17 protein-coding genes and 1 pseudogene are annotated in these 20438 nt (G+C 55.1%); 11 read left to right on the forward strand and 7 right to left on the reverse strand.

The genetic code is table 11. From position 1 onward, the window contains the following. The first annotated feature begins 260 nt into the window (after nt 1-260). The 9 genes and pseudogenes from BUC32_RS09905 (at nt 261) to BUC32_RS09950 (ending at nt 9410) form a co-directional block, all read left to right on the forward strand. On the forward strand, nt 261-863 hold the full coding sequence (locus tag BUC32_RS09905; RefSeq protein WP_073252139.1) for a class I SAM-dependent methyltransferase: 603 nt from the start codon (nt 261-263) through the stop codon (nt 861-863). A gap of 138 nt (nt 864-1001) precedes the next feature. Continuing rightward, nucleotides 1002-1202, forward strand: a complete 201-nt coding sequence (gene rpsU / locus BUC32_RS09910; protein ID WP_040700433.1) for a 30S ribosomal protein S21 — start codon at nt 1002-1004, stop codon at nt 1200-1202. Between the two features lie 640 nt (nt 1203-1842). Continuing rightward, the gene (locus tag BUC32_RS09915) at nt 1843-2757 is read left to right on the forward strand and encodes an AAA family ATPase (RefSeq protein ID WP_073252141.1); all 915 of its coding nucleotides are present in this window, start codon (nt 1843-1845) and stop codon (nt 2755-2757) included. Continuing rightward, entirely contained in the window at nt 2757-4007 is a 1251-nt protein-coding gene (locus tag BUC32_RS09920; RefSeq protein ID WP_073252143.1) for a vWA domain-containing protein, read from the forward strand. Before BUC32_RS09915 ends, BUC32_RS09920 begins: the two co-directional genes overlap by 1 nt. Before the next feature lie 66 nt (nt 4008-4073). After that, a complete protein-coding gene (locus tag BUC32_RS09925) occupies nt 4074-4529 on the forward strand; it encodes an SRPBCC family protein (RefSeq protein WP_073252145.1) in 456 nt (151 codons plus the stop codon). Between the two features lie 60 nt (nt 4530-4589). After that, nucleotides 4590-5060, forward strand: a complete 471-nt coding sequence (locus tag BUC32_RS09930) for a (2Fe-2S)-binding protein (RefSeq protein WP_073252147.1) — start codon at nt 4590-4592, stop codon at nt 5058-5060. A gap of 22 nt (nt 5061-5082) precedes the next feature. Next, complete coding sequence (locus tag BUC32_RS09935; RefSeq protein WP_073252149.1) at nt 5083-7443, forward strand: xanthine dehydrogenase family protein molybdopterin-binding subunit; 2361 nt, start codon at nt 5083-5085, stop codon at nt 7441-7443. Between the two features lie 12 nt (nt 7444-7455). After that, nucleotides 7456-8250 (forward strand): FAD binding domain-containing protein, encoded by a 795-nt coding sequence (locus BUC32_RS09940; RefSeq protein WP_073252151.1) that lies wholly within the window; start codon nt 7456-7458, stop codon nt 8248-8250. A gap of 490 nt (nt 8251-8740) precedes the next feature. After that, nucleotides 8741-9410 (forward strand): annotated as a pseudogene (locus tag BUC32_RS09950) (IS6 family transposase). A gap of 128 nt (nt 9411-9538) precedes the next feature. On the opposite strand, the gene BUC32_RS09955 reads toward BUC32_RS09950, so the two are convergent. From BUC32_RS09955 to BUC32_RS09970, 4 genes are all read right to left on the reverse strand, one after another. Then, complete coding sequence (locus tag BUC32_RS09955; RefSeq protein ID WP_073252155.1) at nt 9539-10033, reverse strand: DUF992 domain-containing protein; 495 nt, start codon at nt 10031-10033, stop codon at nt 9539-9541. Nucleotides 10034-10270: 237 nt separating this feature from the next. Then, nucleotides 10271-11110, reverse strand: coding sequence for a hypothetical protein (locus tag BUC32_RS09960; RefSeq protein WP_083599299.1), 840 nt, complete (start codon nt 11108-11110; stop codon nt 10271-10273). 40 nt (nt 11111-11150) lie between these two features. After that, complete coding sequence (locus tag BUC32_RS09965; RefSeq protein WP_073252157.1) at nt 11151-12845, reverse strand: sulfatase-like hydrolase/transferase; 1695 nt, start codon at nt 12843-12845, stop codon at nt 11151-11153. A 106-nt stretch (nt 12846-12951) separates the two neighbouring features. Beyond that, entirely contained in the window at nt 12952-13179 is a 228-nt protein-coding gene (locus BUC32_RS09970) for a hypothetical protein (protein WP_139280693.1), read from the reverse strand. Here BUC32_RS09970 and BUC32_RS09975 point away from each other — a divergent pair. Then, nucleotides 13169-14701, forward strand: coding sequence for a tetratricopeptide repeat protein (locus BUC32_RS09975; protein WP_139280694.1), 1533 nt, complete (start codon nt 13169-13171; stop codon nt 14699-14701). The two genes, BUC32_RS09970 and BUC32_RS09975, sit on opposite strands and share 11 nt — an antisense overlap. Nucleotides 14702-14968: 267 nt before the next feature. Here BUC32_RS09975 and BUC32_RS09980 read toward each other — a convergent pair whose 3' ends face one another. The 3 genes from BUC32_RS09980 to BUC32_RS09990 form a co-directional block, all read right to left on the reverse strand. Then, nucleotides 14969-15277: a DUF4389 domain-containing protein gene (locus BUC32_RS09980; protein ID WP_073252163.1), complete on the reverse strand. Its 309-nt coding sequence runs from the start codon at nt 15275-15277 to the stop codon at nt 14969-14971. Nucleotides 15278-15368: 91 nt separating this feature from the next. Beyond that, the gene (locus tag BUC32_RS09985) at nt 15369-15671 is read right to left on the reverse strand and encodes a DUF1294 domain-containing protein (protein ID WP_073252164.1); all 303 of its coding nucleotides are present in this window, start codon (nt 15669-15671) and stop codon (nt 15369-15371) included. A gap of 27 nt (nt 15672-15698) precedes the next feature. Then, nucleotides 15699-18632 (reverse strand): error-prone DNA polymerase, encoded by a 2934-nt coding sequence (locus BUC32_RS09990; RefSeq protein WP_073252166.1) that lies wholly within the window; start codon nt 18630-18632, stop codon nt 15699-15701. Nucleotides 18633-18728: 96 nt separating this feature from the next. Here BUC32_RS09990 and BUC32_RS09995 point away from each other — a divergent pair, with 96 nt between their 5' ends. Then, entirely contained in the window at nt 18729-20390 is a 1662-nt protein-coding gene (locus tag BUC32_RS09995) for a Y-family DNA polymerase (RefSeq protein ID WP_073252167.1), read from the forward strand. Nucleotides 20391-20438 lie beyond the last annotated feature (48 nt).

Consider the following 20438-nt stretch of genomic DNA (forward strand, 5'->3'; position numbering starts at 1 on the left):
TTCATCAAATTCAGTCTTCGCCATGCTACTTCTCCTATTTGCAGAAATAGGCTCAGCCTAACCTGCTGGGTGAAGCAGCCGGTACATCCCATTAGCCGACTTTGGTGCACAGTGCGGCTAATGCAGGAAGGAGACCATTGTGTCAAATGCTGCGCACGGGACCAATGGCCGTTTTTTGGGGCTGTGGGAAATATAGAAATGCGCTACAGATCGAAGCGCACGAGCATTAATGCTCTTCGGGGATAGAAAATGAATAAAGTTTGAAGCAGGTTGCAGGAGAACTACGCATTGATTTTGTCGAAGGTTCAGTCGCCCACCGTCTTCGGTTCGGTGGTGGTCGTGGTCAAGATTTAGCCAAGGCCATGGGGCTGCGGGCGGGTAAAACTCCCATGATCGTTGATGCGACTGCTGGATTGGGCCGAGACTCATTTCTTTTAGCGTCTTTAGGTGCGCAAGTCACATTAATCGAGCGCTCAGAGAAAATGCATGCTTTGTTAGTTCAAGGTATGAAACGCGCAGCAAGAGAGGGTGGTCAGATTCGCGAAATTATTGGACGCATGACCCTTCTGAAGGGAGACGCGCTGGATGTGATCCCAGAATTGGCTGGCGAAGCAATTCTGATTGATCCAATGCATCCTGAACGGAAAAATTCGGCACTGGTGAAGCAGGACCTACGTCAAGTCCGCGAGATCGTCGGCTCCGACGATGACGCTGCTGATCTCGTAAGATTGGCGATCAAACATGCGCGTAAACGAGTAGTTCTAAAGTGGCCCGCCAAGGCTGCTCCTATTGAGGGCGTTAAGAAGTGCACTCACCAAATTATCGGTAAAACAACGCGATATGATGTTTTTATGATAAGTTAAGCGAACCTCGACGCAATTGCAGAAAATGGTAGTTTCATCCGCATAGCCGCCCTTGCTGTACAAAATAGCCTAGGGTTGCTATCTGACCAGTAGATTCAGATTACCGCAACCCCAAACAAGAAAGTTTGTGTAAACCACATGCAGGTTAGTGTTCGCGACAACAATGTCGATCAGGCCCTCCGAGTTCTAAAGAAAAAGCTCCAAAAGGAGGGCGTATTCCGTGAAATGAAGCTCAAGCAACATTTCGAGAAGCCTTCCGAGAAAAACGCGCGTCAGAAAGCAGAAGCGATCCGTCGTGCCCGCAAGCTTGCACGCAAGAAGCTGGAACGCGAAGGATGATGTAATTCAACTCTTGATGTTGAATAAACAGAACCCCCGTTGTCCGATGGCTGCGGGGGTTTTCCGTGCCAGAATGGCATTTTATGCATGGACCGCCCAAATTTAAGAACCGCCGAAAGCGGGCTTTGCCATGACTGCAGCGAACGGCTCCAATGCCCCGCTGAGATGACATCGGCACAAGTCGCAGCGTGGGACCGGTTGCCGCCCTTAGTGACGATATGTGAGTGGTGCAGCAATTGGACCACTCCTTTCTCCCATCGCGGCAGCTTTGGCCCTAGGCTGCCGTTGACTGTAGGTATCCGTCGCTTCGCTGCGGCCCATCATTCCGGACATTCGCTGCGTTAGCTTGAATTCAAGCCAGCGAAAGATCGTTCCGCCGGGTGCTTTCGCTGTTTGTGCATGGTTATTAAATTTGCTGGTGCAGCATATGGTAGGAAGGGCGTAAACCGGAATTTTGGTGCAGGCCGGATGATCTCGGGGTCAGCTTTGTAACATCGAAAAGGGGAATGTATTGCTGCGGGTAAGCTAATTCTCCACCTTGCTCGAATAAAGTAACCATAGAAGCTAATCCCACCCAAAGTAGACTTCGCTCTTATGCAAAGCTATGTCTTGCGTAAGGCCAAAAAATGAATGGGGTGGTATGCGGAAGCTTCCAAACAGCATTGATGCGACATTAGAGTACCTCTCTGCAAATGATTACATTTGCGGTAGAGATCTTGGTACAGTTGCTTACTTGTCGCTCACGCTTGGGAAACCTCTTTTTCTTGAAGGGGAAGCCGGAGTTGGCAAAACCGAAATTGCCAAAGCGATCTCCAAAGCCTTGGGGCGTCGTTTGATACGGCTTCAGTGCTATGAAGGCTTAGACGCGGCTTCAGCGATCTATGAATGGAATTTTGCCGCTCAGATGATTGCGATCCGCACCGCTGAGGCTTCGGGAAGCGCAGATAGATCCGTTTTGCAAAAAGAACTGTTCTCAGAGGAGTTCCTCATACGCCGCCCATTGCTGGAAGCGATGGAACCACATGAAGAAGGCCCACCCGTTCTTTTGATCGACGAAATAGACAGGACGGACGAGCCTTTCGAGGCATTCTTGTTAGAAGCACTATCGGATTTTCAGGTAACAATCCCTGAACTGGGGGCAATCAAGGCCCAAGAGCCACCCATTGTTATTTTAACATCGAACCGGACCCGCGAAGTGCATGATGCATTGAAGCGGCGTTGTTTATATCACTGGGTCGACTATCCGACTTATGATCGTGAACTTGAAATTCTGATGAAGAAGGTGCCGGAATGTGCAGCCGTTCTTTCGTCGGAAGTGGTTGCCTTCGTGCAACGTTTGCGTGGAGAGGATTTGTTCAAGAATCCAGGTGTTGCTGAAACTGTTGATTGGGCCCGATGTCTGGTCGCACTCGATGCCGTGTCTTTGTCGCCCGAAATGATCTCGGACACATTAGGGGCCGTTTTGAAGTATCAAGACGACATCTCCAAAATCGCCGGCTCTGAAGCCTCGCGTATTCTCGATGACGCGCGCGCAGACCTTGCCAAAGCGCCCTGATGGACGTGGCATCTGCAGCATCCATTCCCGAAGGCCATTTGGCAGAAAACGTCGTTCATTTTGCGCGAGCGTTGCGCAAAGCTGGTGTCAACGTGGGAACTGCCCAAATCCACACTGCGGTTGAGGCTGTGCGCCGCGCAGGTTTTACCAAGCGACAAGATTTCTACTACACGCTCAGGGCGACTTTGATCACCCGGCCAGAGTATCTTGAAACTTACCACCAAGTGTTTCACCTGTTCTGGCGCGATCCAGAATACCTAGAACGTATGATGAAAATGATGTTGCCGTTGGTGCAATCTTTGGCAGCGGAAGAAGAAGACGCTCCCAAAGCAGCTGAGCGCCGCGCTGCTGAGGCTTTGGGTGACAATCCGCCAGATGCATCACCGCGGCCGGAAAGCGAAGAAGTTGAGATCGACGCGCAGTTAAGCTGGTCGGAAAACGAAATACTGCAGTCAAAAGACTTTGAACAAATGGGGGCCGCTGAAATTGCGGAAGCAAAACGAGCCATCCGAAATCTGTCGTTGCAGGTTGCCCCGATGAAAACGCGGCGATACATTGCCAGACCGTCGGGGCAAGTTCCCGACACAAGCGCGTTATTACGTCGATCTTTACGCAAGGGTGGTGAACTGGACCGCTTGCCAATGAAAGCCCCGCGCGTTCGGCCGCCAAATTTGGTGGCGCTTTGTGATATCTCTGGATCGATGTCCGTCTATTCAAGAATGCTGATGCACTTTCTGCATTCACTGGTTTGGTCACCAAATGCCGGCTGGGGACGGGTTCACGGATTTACCTTTGGCACGCAGCTGACCAACGTAAGCCGCGCTTTGCATCTAAAGGATGTGGATCTGGCTCTGGAAGCCGCCGGAAAAGACGCTCCCGACTGGGAGGGCGGCACCCGCATCGGTGAGGCCATTCAGAGGTTTAACAAGGATTGGTCGCGCCGGGTATTGGGACAAGGTGCAGTGGTTTTGCTGATTACCGACGGATTGGAAACCGGCAGCACCGAAATATTGCGCAATGAAATTGAACGCCTCGCACTTTCTTGCCGAAAGCTTGTTTGGCTTAATCCGCTGCTAAGATGGAACGAATTCTCACCCAAAGCGGCAGGAATTCGCACCATTTTGCCTTTTGCAGACAGCTTTCATGCCTGCCATTCCCTTGGTTCGCTTACAGATCTCAGCATGGCCTTAAGTGGGGCGGGCGATAAACCGCGCATGATGCGGCTGATGAAAACTGACCAAACGATCTAAAACTGTTGCAATGACTCTTTGCCTACGTATGATCGAGGTTCGGGTTTTCATACCAAAGGTACTTAAATGGATTTGACCGGTGAATATCGTATTGCCGCTCCGCGCGAGGTCGTCTGGGCTGCACTGAACGACGCCGAAGTCCTCAAGGCCTGTATTCCGGGGTGCACCGAACTTGTGAAGACGTCGGACACGACGATGGAAGCAAAAGTTGCGCTTAAGATCGGCCCGGTAAAAGCAAAGTTTAGTGGCGCAGTTGAGCTTCAGGATATTGAAGCACCTCAAAGCTATACAATTCAGGGCGAAGGCAACGGGGGTGTTGCAGGATTCGCCAAAGGGTCTGCAGACGTCCTTTTGACAGAGGACGGCGAGGAGACCATTCTTGCATTTTCCTCTCACGCCAAAGTGGGGGGCAAGTTGGCACAGATCGGTAGTCGGTTGATCAATTCAACGGCCAAAAAACTCGCCAACAAGTTTTTCGACAGTTTTCACGCACAATTCAATGACGAGGTACCGCCAGATTAGAGATCCAGCGGTCCATTAATAAAGAGCGGGCGCAAAGACCTGCTCATCAGGGAGGACCAAATGACATCAATAAACATGAATGTGAACGGAAAGGCGGTCAGCGGGGACGTCCCCGACGAGACGCTCCTGTCCGAGTTTTTACGAGAACATCTGCGTCTGACCGGGACTCACATTGGCTGTGACACAAGCCAATGCGGTGCCTGTGTCGTGCACATTGACGGCAAAGCCGTGAAATCGTGTTCTACCTTAGCTGTTTCACTGGAAGGTGCCGAAGTCACCACGATTGAAGGCCTGGCCAACGGGGACCTGCACCCAATGCAGGTTGCTTTCAACGATAACCATGGTCTGCAATGCGGCTTTTGCACGCCGGGCATGATTATGTCGGGCGTCGATATGGTCAAACGGTACAAAGCAGAGGGCAAAGATCTGACATCTGATGCAATCCGCGCCGAGCTAGAAGGCAATATCTGCCGCTGTACCGGCTACCATAATATCGTGAAATCCATCGAAGACGCCGCGGCGAAGATGTGATTGGCGCAAGGGAGGAAATGACATGAGCTCAGGAATTGGCGCCAGCGTCAAACGCAAGGAAGACAAGCGTTTCACGACCGGCAAAGGAAAATATACAGACGACGTTCGCAATGACAATCAGGCGTATGCGGCTTTCGTTCGCAGCCCACATGCACATGCGCGCGTGAAAGGCATAGACACATCTGCCGCAATGGCGATGGATGGCGTCATTGACGTGCTAAATGGTCAGCAACTAACCGGGGATGGCATCGGCAACATCATTTGTGGTTGGGCCATCACGTCAAAAGACGGAAGCCCGATGAACATGGGCGCTTGGTCCGCACTGGCGACCGAAAAGGTACGGTATGTCGGCGATGCGGTTGCTGTTGTTATCGCAGAAACACAGGCCCTTGCCCGGATCGCAGCTGAAGCCGTGGATGTGGATTATGAAGAGCTTCCAGTGGCGGCTTCGGTTTTGACATCGATGAAAGATGGCGCACCGCAAATTCACGAAAACGCCCCCGGCAACCAGATTTACGATTGGGAATTGGGTGACGAGGCCGCCGCCGATGCTGGGCTGGCAAGTGCGACGCACATCACCTCGCTGGATCTGACCAACAACCGCTTGTCTCCCAATCCGATGGAACCACGGTCTGCTGTCGCCAAATATGACGACGCCGAGGACCACTACACACTCTACACCACCAGTCAAAATCCACATGTTGCGCGCTTGGTTTTGTCGGCGTTTTACAACGTCGCCCCCGAGCACAAGCTTCGCGTGATTGCGCCGGATGTGGGGGGTGGCTTTGGAGCCAAAATCTACATCTACCCCGAAGAGATCACCTGCCTTTGGGCGTCGATGAAAACCAACCGTTCTGTGAAATGGACTTCCGATCGTTCAGAAGCATTTATAACGGACGCACATGGTCGCGACCACGTGACATCGGCGAAAATGGGCTTTGATGACGCGGGAAAAATCGTCGGTTTCAAAGTCGATACAATTGCCAATATCGGCGCTTACATGTCGCTGTTTTCAAGCTCGGTTCCGACCTATCTGTATGCGCCACTTTTGTCCGGCCAATACAATATTCAGAACATCCATTGCAACGTGCGCACATACTACACCAACACAGTTCCAGTTGATGCTTACCGTGGCGCCGGACGGCCTGAGGCGACTTATCTCGTGGAACGGATGATGGAAACCGCTGCACGTGAAATGGGGATGGACCCTGCTGAGCTCAGGCGTCGGAACTTTATTCAAGAGTTCCCGCATCAGACACCAGTGCTCATGCAATATGATGCTGGCGATTTTCCGAAGATTTTGGAAATGGCACAGGAGACAGCCGATGTTGCCGGTTTCCCGGCTCGTAGAGCTGAGGCTGAAGCGCGTGGGAAACTCCGTGGGATTGGCTATTCAACCTTCATTGAGGCCTGTGGTTTGGCACCTTCAAAGGCGGCGGGATCTCTTGGGGCTGGCGTCGGGCTTTGGGAATCCGCCGAGGTCCGTGTGAACCCGGTCGGGTCGATCGAGATCCTTACCGGGAGCCACAGCCACGGTCAGGGCCATGAAACAACCTTTGCTCAGGTGGTGGCTGACAGGTTCGGTGTGCCGATTGAAAATGTACAAATCGTGCATGGTGATACGGACAAGGTTCAGTTTGGCATGGGCACATATGGATCACGTTCCGGTCCGGTTGGCATGTCTGCCGTCGCAAAGGCTTTGGATAAGGTCGAGGCGAAGGTCAGAAAAATTGCTGCCCATGCGCTGGAAGCCAGCGAAGACGACATTGTCATCGAAGGCGGCGAAGTCAAAGTTGCCGGAACCGACAAATCCATGGCGTGGCATGAAGTGGGTCTTGCAGCCTATATCGCGCACAACCTTCCAGAAGGGATGGAGCCCGGCCTGAAAGAATCTGCGTTCTTTGATCCGGTCAACTTCTCGTTCCCGTCCGGAGCGTTCATCTGTGAAGTCGAGGTCGACCCAGATACGGGTACGACTGAGATTGTGCAGTTCACATCTGCTGATGACTTTGGGACAATTATTAATCCGATGATTGTTGAGGGTCAGGTGCACGGCGGCGTGACACAAGGCATTGGTCAGGCACTGCTTGAACAGGTTGTCTATGACGAAGATGGCCAACTGCTGAATGGGTCTTACATGGATTACACCATGCCCCGCGCGGCAGATGTTCCGTCTTTCCATGTGCAACACCATGAAACCCCAAGCCCAAACAATCCACTGGGTGTGAAAGGGTGTGGAGAGGCCGGGGCAATCGGCTCACCTCCGGCGGTGATCAACGCAATCACGGATGCGATCGGCACGAATGACCTGGCTATGCCAGCGACTCCACAAGCCGTTTGGCGCGCCATTCAAGCCGGCGCTAAATCCGTCGCAGCAGAGTAAAGGAGGACCATTATGTATCCGACTAAATATCATAAACCAGCGTCCATCGCCGATGCTGTCGCCGCTCTGAACGGTGGAGACGAAGCGATGCTGCTTTCCGGCGGCCAGACTTTGCTGGCAACCATGAAGCAACATTTGGCCGCCCCCAGCGATCTGGTGGATATCCGCGGGATCGCCGGTCTCTCGGGTATTTCAGCAAACGGAAACGAGCTGACCATAGGAGCAACAACAACCCATGCAGAAGTTGCTGGAAACGTAGATGTTAGGCGTCTTTGCCCGGCGTTGGCGGATCTTGCCTCGGGTATCGGTGATACCGCAGTTCGCAACATGGGCACGATTGGCGGATCAATCGCCAACAATGACCCAGCAGCGGACTATCCCGCAGGATTGCTGGCGTTGAATGCAACCATTGTGACCAACACTCGTGAAATCTCAGCGGACGACTTTTTCGAAGGTCTTTTCGCAACCGCGCTGGACGAAGGAGAAATCATCACCGCGGTCCGTGTGCCCGCCCCGTCCAAGGCGGCCTATGCAAAATTCGCCCAACCGGCATCTTTGTTTGCTCTGGTCGGCGTGTTTGTGGCTGACAGTGGCTCAGGAGTACGTGTCGCTGTAACCGGTGCCGGAGAAGACGGTGTGTTTCGTCATGCCGGACTAGAAGCCGCGCTCACTGGTTCGATGGGCGATGCTTCGATCGACGCCGTTGATATCTCGGACGGCAACTTGATATCCGATATACACGGCGCTTCGGATTATCGTGCCCACCTGATCTCGGTTATGGCGAAAAGAGCCGTACTGTCACTGTAATAGGGTGAAATCGAATTGAACATCCCGCCAAGAAAGTGACTTTGGCGGGATGTTCTTTTTGTTCTAAGTAAAAGCGAATTGCCAGTAAGCGGCGTGATAAGTTGAAACCGGTCATTGGCTAACCAAACCTAGAGTTTCTGGCTCGGCCAATGCTGTGCTTTACCCAAGTGCCGCATCTGGGAAATGTCCTAGTACGGTACCCGGTAGATGGGGCTCTGGGCCGACTTGCGGCGGTGCAGAGTGGAAGCCGGAACTTGCGCCGATCGAATGTCAGCTTCCAGCTTCTCGGCGTGGCTGGTTGGCGATCACAGCGAAAAGCTGGAATCCGCCTTACTTCCAGTTCGTGCCAATTGCAGCATTCGACAATATGGGCGCAATCCAGACATTGGTGATGTCAAAGGAAACCTAGATGTGAAGGGCAGGGCCGTTCCGTAGCTTTGCCAGATCACAAAACGCTCCCCTTTTCCGCTACTTCAAGACCAGTCCTGAGATCATCCGCCTTGCGGTGATGATGTATGTCAGGTTTCCTCTCTCCCTCAGGAACGTGGAAGACTTGCTGCATGAATGCGGCATTGACGTGAGCCACGAAACTATCCGGTTTTGTGGAATAGATTTGGCCCGTTGTTTGCATCTGAAATCCGTCCAAAACTGATCGGCCGGATGCGGTGCTACTCGAATTGGCGATGGCATCTTGATGAGGTTTTCGTAAAGATCAACGGTGAGCGGCATTACCTTTGGCGGGCTGTAGACCACGAAGGTAAGGTGCTGGATAGTTTTGTCACCAAGCGCCGAGATAAGGCTGCGGCCCCTAAATTTATGAAGAAGTTTATGAAGCGGTACGGCCAACCGGAGGTCGTCGTCACCGAAAATTTCCGTTCTTATGGTGCCGCGAGGAAAAAAACGGAAGTGCGGCAAAACAAGAGACCGGCCATTGGAAGAACAATCGAGCCGAGAATTCACACCTACCGTTTCGACGAAAAGAGCGCGCGATGCACCGCATTTGTCGGATGCAAAGTTTGCAGAAATTCGTCTCCGTCCATGCCTCCGTTTACAATCACTTCAATCAGGAACGCAGCCTTTCCCAAAGAGAACATTTCAAGATAAACTGCATCGCTGTTCTCTCTGAGGGCGCGGTCTTTGCGCCGTATAAAGGACAGTGATCTTGGCCTAGTAGAGACTCGTTCGAATTTGTCTGACAGCACCCTTGCTTGAGCTTGCCCGGCGTTCTCGCACCATTTGACGTTTCTTTCGTCATTAAGGACGAAGCCGACGCCGGGCATTCAAAAATTTACTCTTCAAATTCCAATTTGATCGATCCAATGCCGCCGGCGATGTTTAGGCCGGTTTGAGTCTGCACGCTCAGTGGCTGCAATGTAACCGAGTCTTGTCCACCTCCGACTAAAACATTTGCGCCGACGCCTCCAACAACCGTAGCTTCAGCGGAAAGGCCGGCGTAGTTCCCAGTCAATGCGCCTACGGCATTTAGTTCAGAAGGAGCAAAGACGGCCCATGTGATGTGGGATTCCTTTGTGACACCGATGTCCAATCCAACTTTGAGAATGCGGCCAGAGTAGTTTTCCTCGGCACCATTGGATTTTTCAAAGACACAGTCCAACTTCTTTTTTGACCCCAGAATGAGACCAGCTCCCCCGGCGACCGTGCATTTTAGTACACCTTTTTGAACGTCATCGTCAGCCGCTTGGGCCACTTGTGCCGAGGCAAACATGCTAACCGCAGCGACGCTTGCGATTACAAATTTTCCAAGTTTTGTTTGATGTTTCATTTTCTTACTTTCTGTTGGTTGCTCGGTTTTGTTTGATAGGAACAGAGAGAAATAGCCTTTGGTGCTCAGAATTTTCCTTTACCGGGGACTTTGGCAAAAAGATTAGGATATCAGGGTGTTCCTCGTGTTTCGCAGCATCATTCGCGGCCCTTTAACTTTAGTTTGCCGAAGCCCTCTCAAAGTGTAAGTATTACACGGTGTCATTCGAAGCATTTTGGGAGCGTTTTAACTGTCTTGTTAGAAGGTGTAGGTATATCCGACGAATGGCCCGATTTGCTGAACCTTGTAGGCAAAAACACCATCTGATCTGACGGTGGAGTAATCGATACTGTAGTACCGGAGCCCAAACTTGAGGGCCCCGTGTTTACCGACCTCATACCCCAGTCCTAAGGTGGCGCTCCACGCCAGGTCATTTTCCCCAGCACCAAAACCGCCAGCATCGGCTGCTGCAAATCCGTTCCAGCGATCGTTGATCTGCCACAAGGCCCGTGCGCCAATGACTGGTTCCCACCAAGTTTCGGTACCACCCAACGTTGTCCCGGCTCCTGGACCACCTGTGATTGCCACAGTTTGCTTCAAACTATTGTACCTGGCGCCACCTTGAAGATCAATCGAATAGGCATTGCCGCGGCCATTGGTTCCTGATGCAACACGATACCCACCAAGCAACCCAAGCCAAGCTTGTTCAACGTCCACATCTGCCGTGATAGGCGGGGCCGGTTGAGCGTTGATCTCAAGCGCCAGATAATTCAAGTCAGCAATGAACCCCAAATCCCCATTCCAAGCTTCAAAGCGGCCAGCAAAGGCAAAATTCAAGAGATCAAGTGCATCACTGAGGTCAAGATCCAAAGGAACTTTTTGTCCTGCTATTGTCGAAGATCCTGACAGGGACCCAGGCAAAAAAGCATAGACTGAAAGATCAAACGTCCAATCATCAGAAAAAGTGAAGGCCGCCTGCTCGGCGTGTGCGGAAGTTGAAATGAATCCGAACAGCGCAATCGCGATCAGGCAAGATTTTTTTGTGCTCTTAAAACTGAAGTTTTCCATGCCAATTTCCCCGAAGAATAGTTGCTTCATGGGCCGAGTTCCCCCGGCCCAAATTTACTTTCATAGAGATTTATTCAGACCCGGCAGTTAGGCTCTGGCCAAACATGATGTTTTCGACGAGTGCTTTGGTTTCTGGTCGAAGGTTCTCAATGCCACCATATAGCTCACCATGTCCTGGTGCCTGATCAGGGTATTGTTTCTTCATTCCCAGATGTCTTTGCGCCATGAGGCTGAAATTGGCTCCAAAACCAACGCCGACCTGGATGGAATCCTGCGGCCTGTCTTCGCGAGGGTTCTTGTAGAGATCATACATCGACGCAAGGATCGGGTTTCCACCCGGAGGCGGCAGGTGCATCTTGAACTGCTGCTTGACCAACGACTTCAGCACGAACCCCTCGTAGATGAAAACGTAGTCCCGCCGACCATAGGTTTCGCCCTTGAGCCACAAGGGCAGCTGGTCCACGCCATCGATGATGCGGTCGCGCGGGATGCCCGCCTCGGCGTCACCGAGCCGTGCAAAGGTTGTGAACAAGTCGGACACATGGGTGATGTCCTTGACGCGCGAACCGGCCTCGATAACCTCGGGCCAACGGACAAAGGCATTCACGCGAACACCGCCTTCAAGATGCTCGGTCTTACCGCCACGATAAATACGATCCGACTGACCGCTGCGGTCAACAAACTCCATGAACGGGCCGTTGTCACCCATGATTACTACGACGGTATTTTCCGCAATTCCAAGTTCGTCCACACGGTCCAATATTTCACCAACATAGGTGTCGATGTTGACAATGGCTTCGGCGATCGGCCCGCCATTCAGCGTCTGGGCCTGTTCTATATCGGTCCGGGTAAAGCTGATCGGAATCAGCGGCCAGTATTGCAGGAAGAACGGCTTGTCCCCAGCTGCCATTTGCTCCAGCTGCTCCAGCGTCTTGTCCTGGTAGCGCTGGCCCATCGCCAGGTAGTCATCCTGTGAGAACTTCTGACCAGGTTCCATGCCAACTTCGCGCGGTTTGCCTCCTTTTTCGCCGACAATGTTGTAGACCATGGCGAAGGGATCTATGCGAAACGTGTCGTCCAGCATCAGTTCGTCGGAACGCAGCCGCATGTCTACTCCCGAGATATGACCTTCGTTCAGCGCGGTTGTGTTCATCAGGGCCAGCTGCGCCTGCTGGTGAATCGGATGCTCGGCATAATCAAAGCCCTGATTGATCGCATAGCTTTGTTCGATATCTCCCATATGCCATTTTCCGATGTGGGCTGTGGCATAGCCTACATCACTTAGGATTTCGGCAATCGTCACCTCGCCGGCTGCAAGCCCCTCGCCCTCGGGAACGGCTTTGGCCTCGTCGAAACCGGTTCTAACTGGGTGTCGACCCGTAATCATAGCAACACGTGTTGGCGTGCAACTTGGTTCAGAATACATGCGCATCATCGACATGCCCTGTTCGGCAAATTTCGATATCTCAGGAGTTGAGTATCCGCGAATAACATCCAGGTCTGGCATTCCAAATTCACCAAATCCGATGTCATCCAGCAAGATGTAGAGAATATTTGGTGGCTTTCCGCCGTTGTTCTCACGAAGCTCCGCGAGCTTGGCATCGATCTCCGTGTCTTCGGCGGTCCAGCGGTCTCCGTGTTGACGTTCGAGAATCCGGTACTCCGCATCGCGGATGATGGGTTTTTCCTGGGCCACGGCGAATGGCGCCGTCGCCAGCACCGTGACGGCGCAAGTGGCCGTCAGGAGCGAGGTTCTGATAGTCATGATGTCTCCCCATATTCTTGTTTGGTTGTGCGTCTTCATTCAGCGGCCCCGTTGCACGAATTGGCGCCGCTGCATCTGGTCGTTGGGTCAGTCGGTTGAACGTCGTTCAAAGCATGCGCAGCCTGGCGAGGATCTCCTCTCGAAGACCTTTGAGGCTGTCGCGCAATTTCACCTGATAGCCGCGGTCCAACCGACCCTCGGAGCGTTCAGCCTCCTGCAGATCGATCGAAAGCGTTTCGTAGTCTCGGCAGATCTCGTCCAGTACCGAGTCCACCCCACGGCCATGGCGAAGTGAAACGGCATGCTCCGGAAAGCTCTCCTCCATGATGTGCATCTGGCGTCCCGTTCGTCTGGTCATTTTCGGGGATCAGTTTGCATCAACACGCTTTCAGCGCGAGTGTCACACGGTGTTAAAGGGGGTGAAACCCTTTGAAAGCCTGACATTTGTAGGTAGTAAGGATGACATGGGAAGCGCTGAGAACCACTCTGATTTGAACACTCATTACGCCGCCCTTGCGTCGCGAACAGAGATTCTGGAGGCGTTGGAGCGGATCAAGTCGGACGAGTCGTTTGCGGGGGCAAGCCGGCTGGTGGATCTGCTCGATTACATCGTGACCAAGCATCTCGCCGACCCAGAACGCAAAATTCTCGCCAAGATCATTGCCGAAGATCTCTACGATCGAGCGCTCGATCAGGATACCGACAGCCACAATATTGTTCGGGTCGATGCCGGACGACTGAGGCGCCGTTTGGCTGAGTATTATGTTGGCCCAGGTCAGAACGAGCCGCTCTTGATTCATGTCGACCCCGGAGCCTATGTGCCCCGTTTTGAGGTCAGATCCACGGAGACGTCGCCCCGTGATGCGACGCCGAAAGTCGCCGATGCCGGCCTTCGGCGCAGCCAGGGTTCGATGGTCATTGTGGGCGCTGTTCTGGTCGCGTTGGGCTGCGGTTTCTTGCTCGGGACCATCACGTCTTTGCGCGGGCACCCCGACGCCCCTGAAGCCGCAATCACACCAACTTCGGGCGACCCGAAACTCGAGGCCGAACGCCGCGCCAGGATGAGCAAATCACCCTCCAGCCTGCAGGCCGTGACACTCTCGGATCATGCGCGGAACCTGATCTTTCCAATGTTCGAGAGAGAGCAGTTGAAACTGTCGTTGGCCATGTTTCGGCAGGCGATCCGAAAGGATGACACCTACTTCGGCGGATATGCCGGCGCCGCGCAGTGTCTTGCCGCAATGGCACTGTTCTTGTCCGATGGTCCGGATCGGAGCGGCCTTCTGGCCGAGTCCCGCAAAATGGTCGATCGCGCCATCGAGCAATCGCCGACAAACTCCTGGTCTCAATCTGCGCTGTCCTGGACACTTCTTGTCGAGGGACGCGACTCCGAGGCAAGAGAACACGCCGAACTCGCGCTCGACCTTGCTCCAAAGGACGGGAACGTTCTGGATTTCTACGCCGTAGTGATGCTTCTTACGGGCGAATTCGACGCCGCCCGAGAAGCCGCAGATCCAGACCGCGAACGGACATCAGCGGTGGGTCGCCACGCAGATCAAAGCTTGTATGGGGCCGCGAGTTTTCACCTTGGGTTGTATCAGGACGCCATCGACACGCTGATCGCGGCCAGCCTATCCGGTTCTCCGATTTCAGCGCCCAACTATGCTTATCTGTCGGCCTCCTACCAAGGGCTTGGAGAGGTCGACAAGGCTAGGAAATATGCGTTTGAGCTCATGGAAAACTGGCCTGAGTTCAATCCATCCGTCGTGTTTGGCCGGATTTACTCAAACCCGGATCAGGTGAAAGGTGTGACCGACAAGCTTCTGGCAGCTGGATGGCAGCAAGGCGAACCATAAGCTTCCAAACCGCCCACTAACAAGTAGGTCGCCGGGCGAATTCAGGCATCGCAGAAGCTTACCGGGAATCGGCACAAGGGCGGCGCCGCAAAAGAAGCGTGCGCCTGTTCAAAAATCGTGACGGAAAACGAATCCGCTCGGATGACATCGGCACATCTCACAGCGAAAGTCCGCTTCCCGCCGATTCTTCAATATGGCTTGGTGCAGAAAATGGCAGTATGGGCTGCTTGCTGCCGTTGCCAGGCAAACACGTGACTCGCTTCTATTCTAATCCAGCTCGGTCCACGGCCAGGGTTTGACATCACTGGCGGCGGTTTGAAAACGGGCGGCTTTGGCGATCCAGATGCCAAGATCGGTGCCAAAATCGGCCAGCCGCTCGTTGGGCTGTTTGGCGTTGATCAGCATGATGACAAACTGAATGACTGTCACCACGACCAGAATGGTCTGGGCGAGATTGATCATCAAAGCGATCAGGATCATGTAAATCAGTCGTCCCAGCATGTTGCCCTCACTCTCGGGTTCGATTTGTTCGCCGTGCAGGCGGCCTTGGAATTTGTCGTCGTCTGATTCTGCCATTTCTGCCTCGCATCCTGTCGTCAGACAAAGCCTAGCACAGATTTTTCGCAGGGTAACAGACGTGCTTGCATCAGTGCCCTCAAGGGAGGCCTTAGGTCGGAATGATCCCCACCAGCGCGGCGACACTTATCAGAATAAAGGCGATCCCGTGCAGGATCAGAATGGTGCTGAGTTTGCGCGCAAAGGGTTGTTTGCGGGTTTTGTGGTGAAATACGCGCTGTCCAAGGCGCGCACCAATGCTGCCCCCCAACAGGGCGATCATCAACAACGTGGATTCCGGAATACGCCGCCATTTGGCACGGGCACATAGCTTGTCCCACCCGAACGCCAGAAAGCTGAGCGCGTTGAACGCAGCCAGCCACATCAGGATCAGTGTTGTTTCATTGCCCAGCATGTCTGCCCTTTTTTCTTTGTTGCGTGTTTAACGCCCGCGCGTCGCACCTGCCACTGTGTTTTCAGGTTCGGGCGTCAGCACATGCCGCAACAGCGCCACCGGATGGCTGCGCAACGTCAGGCGCATGGCGACGTAGTCTTCGACCACCTGTTCGCCTTCGCTCATCTCGGGCAGCATGGCGGCAGGTTCCACAATGCCTTCGCCGTCCATGTCACCGGCAAACAACGGCAATGGCTTTTCCGAATGGATGGCGCGGGCCTGCCACAGGGCCTCTCGTCGTGACATACGCAGACCCAGGAATGTGTCAGCTTCGGCCAGGCGCAACAGAACCGGCGGGGCAGTGCCCGCGCGGCGCCAGACATCTTCGACCGACAGATACCCGTTGCCGCGCGCCGCAGTGATCCACGCCGCATCCTCTTCGCGCAGGCCTTTGATCTGGCGGAACCCCAGCCGCAGCGCCCAGCCGCCGCGGCCATCCGGTTCCATCACATTGTCCCAGTAACTCTCGTTGACGCAAACCGGGCGCACTTCAACGCCGTGTTCGCGCGCATCCCGCACGATCTGTGCCGGGGCATAAAACCCCATGGGCTGTGAGTTCAGCAGGGCGCAGGCAAACAGGCCCGGATGGTGGCATTTGATCCACGCGCTGGCATAGACCAACAGGGCAAAAGACGCCGCGTGGCTTTCGGGAAACCCGTATGAACCAAAGCCTTCGATCTGGCTGAAACAGCGTGCGGCAAAGTCTTCGTCATAGCCGTTTTTCTTCATCCCGCGCATGAACCGATCGTGAAATTCGCTGACATTGCCGTGTTTTTTGAAGGTCGCGAGGGACCGTCGCAGGCGATCTGCCTCTTCCGCCGAGAACCCCGCACCGATGATGGCGATCTGCATGGCCTGTTCCTGAAACAGCGGCACGCCAAGGGTTTTGCCCAGCACTTCGCCCAAAGCATCCGAGGGAAACGACACTTTTTCCTCACCATTCCGTCGCCGAATAAAAGGGTGCACCATATCGCCCTGAATGGGCCCCGGCCGAATGATGGCGACCTCGATCACCAGATCGTAAAAATTGCGCGGCTTCATGCGGGGCAGGAAATTCATCTGCGCCCGGCTTTCCACCTGAAACACCCCGATGCTGTCGGCTTTGCACAGCATGTCGTACACTTTCGGGTCTTCCTGGGGCAGGTTGGCCAGCGTGTATTGCTCGCCGTAATGGCGCGCCATCAGATCAAACGCCTTGCGGATACAAGTCAGCATCCCAAGGCTCAGTACATCCACTTTGAGGATGCCAAGGCTGTCGATATCATCTTTGTCCCAACAGATGACCGTGCGGTCCTCCATGGTGGCATTTTCAATTGGGACCAGCTCGTCCAGACGACCCTCGGTGATGATAAACCCGCCGACATGTTGCGACAGGTGACGGGGAAATCCGATGATCTCATGCACCAGTTCCATGGTCTGTTTCAGGCGGCGGTCGTTGGGGTCCAGCCCGATTTCGCGCATGCGTTCGTCTTGCACGGCATCGGTGGAAAAGAACCCCCAAAGCTGTGAACTCAGCGCCGAGATCGTGTCGTCACTCAGCCCCATGGCGCGGCCCACCTCGCGAATGGCGCGTTTGCCGCGATAATGGATCACCGTGGCACACAAGCCCGCCCGGTGACGGCCATAGCGTTCATAGATGTGCTGGATCACCTCTTCGCGGCGTTCATGTTCAAAATCAACGTCAATATCGGGCGGCTCGTCGCGGGCCTCAGAGACAAAACGTTCGAACACCATTGTGCCCACTTCGGGACTGACACTGGTCACGCCAAGACAATAGCAAGCCACTGAATTCGCAGCACTTCCCCGGCCCTGACACAGGATGTCCCGGCCCCGCGCAAAATGCACAATGTCACGTACTGTGAGGAAGTAGGGTTCGTATTTCAGTCGCGAAATCAGGTCGAGTTCATGAGCAAGCATGCCCTTCACCCGTTCCGGTGCGCCATAAGGATACCGCCAGCGCAACCCTTCGTGCGCCAGTCGTGACAGGCGCTGGGCGGCGGTCTCACCCTGGGCCACTTCGCTGGGGTATTCATAGCGCAGACTGTCGAGCGAAAAGGTGATCTTCGCGGCCAGTTTGGCGGTGTTGTCCAGCGCCCCTTCATAGCCGCGGAACAGGCGTTGCATTTCCGGGATATTGCGCAGGCGTTGTTCGCCATTGGCCAGCGCATCGCGCCCCAAGGCATCAACCCGTTTGCCGGTGCGAATGGCGCTCAGCACATCGGCCAGTCGTCGGCGGCGTCCGTGATGCATCCGGGGTGAGGCGCTGGCGATCAGGGGCAGACCGAGGTGATCTGCAGTGTCTGAAATCGCGCGAAAATGCGCATCGTCCAGCCCATCATATCGAGGAGAGAGCAGCAGATACATCCGCCCGGCAAAGCGGCGCGTCAGCCGTTTCATGTGCTGAGACCATCCCCCCGCGCCGCGCGGCAGGTGAAGCGTTTGTGGATCGGGATGCAGGATCAGATCCAGCCCCTCGGAGTGGTCGAAAATGTCTGTAAGGCTCAGAATGCATGCGCCTTTTTCGGCCCGAAGTCGCCCTTTGGACAGCAGGCGGCAGAGACTGGCCCAGCCTTGCCGTGTGGCGGCAAAGGCCGTCATCGGCGGGGCGTCTGAAAAGATCAGCCGCGCGGCGGGCAGCAGACGCGGAATGTTCAGGATCGCGGCAGAAGGGGCAGAAGGACAGCCTTTGGGGGCAGGCGGGCCGATCAGACCATGGCTGGCATCAAACTGCTGCCGCTCTTTCACCTGCCGGGCAATCTCGCGGGCTTCGGTGTGGGCGCGCACAATGCCCGCCACCGTGTTGTCATCTGTGACGGCAATCGCCTCGTATCCATCCAAGGCGGCACGGCGCATGTACTCCTCGGGGTGGGACGCCCCGGTGAGGAAGGTGAAATTCGAAGTGATGCACAACTCGGCAACCATGGCTTCAGAGGTCCTGCTCTCGACAGTGTCTATCGAATCACGATAAATAAGAAGAACAAAAAGAGAACAAATTGCTGCCCAAATGTCAAATTCCTGATGGTAAATCGTCGTGTCCTGTCCTTGTGGTTCCCGCGTCTGGGGGCCGAACGCCTGATCCGGTCCGAGCCGGACCTGTGGGGGCGGCCGTTTGCTGTGTTGCGCGACACAGGGCAGATGCAGGTGGTGGCGTCGGTCTCGCAAGCGGCGAGCCGTGAAGGTGTGCATGTGGATCAGCCACACCGGGATGCCCAAGCCATGTGTCCGGGGCTGCTCACCCGGTTGCAGAACCGTCAGGCTGAGGCGGCGTTTTTGGGAACGCTGCGGCGCTGGGCGGTGCAGTTTTCGCCATGGGTGGCCGAAGAGGCCCCGGCTTCTTTGATGCTCGACATTACGGGGTGTGCGCATCTGTTTGGTGGGGAGCAGGGGGTGATCGAGACCGTGCAGGAAGGGTGTGAAAGGCTGGGACTGACAGTGTTGGCGGGTGTGGCGGACACGGCCGGAGCAGCCTGGGCGCTGGCGCGATTTTCCGGGCGCGGAGATATGCTGATGCACCGCAGTGGGGATGCGATCGACCAAGAGGCCCCGGCCACACGGGTGCGCGCGGCGCGGCGACGACACTGGACCAAGGGCGGGGCCGCGCCTCAGATCGGGGTCACAGGACAGCCAGCCAGCACAATTGCCCCTGTGGGTCAGACCCGAACGGCGCTGGCAGATATTCCCGTGGCGGGCCTGCGCATTGATGCCGAGACACAGGCCCATCTGGCACGTCTTGGGCTGCGAAAAATCGCAGATCTTGCCAATCAGCCCCGCGCCACAGTGGCGCGTCGATTTGGTAAGGGATTGATATTGCGTCTGGATCAGGCGTTGGGCTCAGTGCCAGAGCCGATCGCTCCGGCCAGGGAAGTCCAGAATTTTGCGGTGCGGATGACCCTGCCGGAACCGATTGGTCTGCGCGACGATATTGAGGCCGGGATGGTGCGCTTGCTTGATCGGCTTTGCGTGATGCTTGAGGAACGCGGCAAGGTCGCTCGGCAGGTTCGGCTTCAGGCATTTCGTGTCGATCAAGGCAGCGAATGGATTGAGGTGGGATTGGCACGTGCGTCGTCTGTGGTGGATCGCATCCGCCCGCTTCTGTCGATGAAGCTGGATGAAATTGATGCAGGCTTTGGCATCGACATGCTGCGGCTTGAAGCGGTGCAGGTCGAAGCCGCGCTTCAACGTCCCATGGCCGGACGCTTCGATGCAGAACAATCCGTGGCCAAGCGGTTGAACGGCTCAGAAGCGCTGGATGATCTGATTGGGCGGGTGGGGGCCCGTGTGGGTTTGGAGCGGATCACGCGGTTGCATCCCGCCGACAGCCATCTGCCGGAAAAGACGGCCAAAGTGATGGCGGCGGCCTGGGCCGCGCCGTATGGACAGGATTGGCCTGCGCCCGCAACCCCACGCCCCACATTGATCTGGCGTCCCGAGCCAGTGACCGCCCCGGACAGCGCCTATCCGCCGGGCCAGTTTCGCTGGCGGGGGCGTGATTTGCATCTGGCCATGGCCACCGGACCAGAACGGATCACGCCGGAATGGTGGCTGGATGATCCTGAATGGCGCAGCGGCGTGCGCGATTACTGGCGTGTGACCTGCCGCGAAGGGGATTGCCTGCACATGTATTACGCCCATGGCGGTGCGATGTCCGCAGGCTGGTTCTGTCAGGGCAGCTTTGCCTGATGCATTTATGGTATGTTGGGGGGAAATGCCCTCCGACGACGCAGACTG

It is taken from the genome of Shimia gijangensis, from assembly GCF_900142085.1.
In the GTDB taxonomy this organism is placed as follows: domain Bacteria; phylum Pseudomonadota; class Alphaproteobacteria; order Rhodobacterales; family Rhodobacteraceae; genus Shimia; species Shimia gijangensis.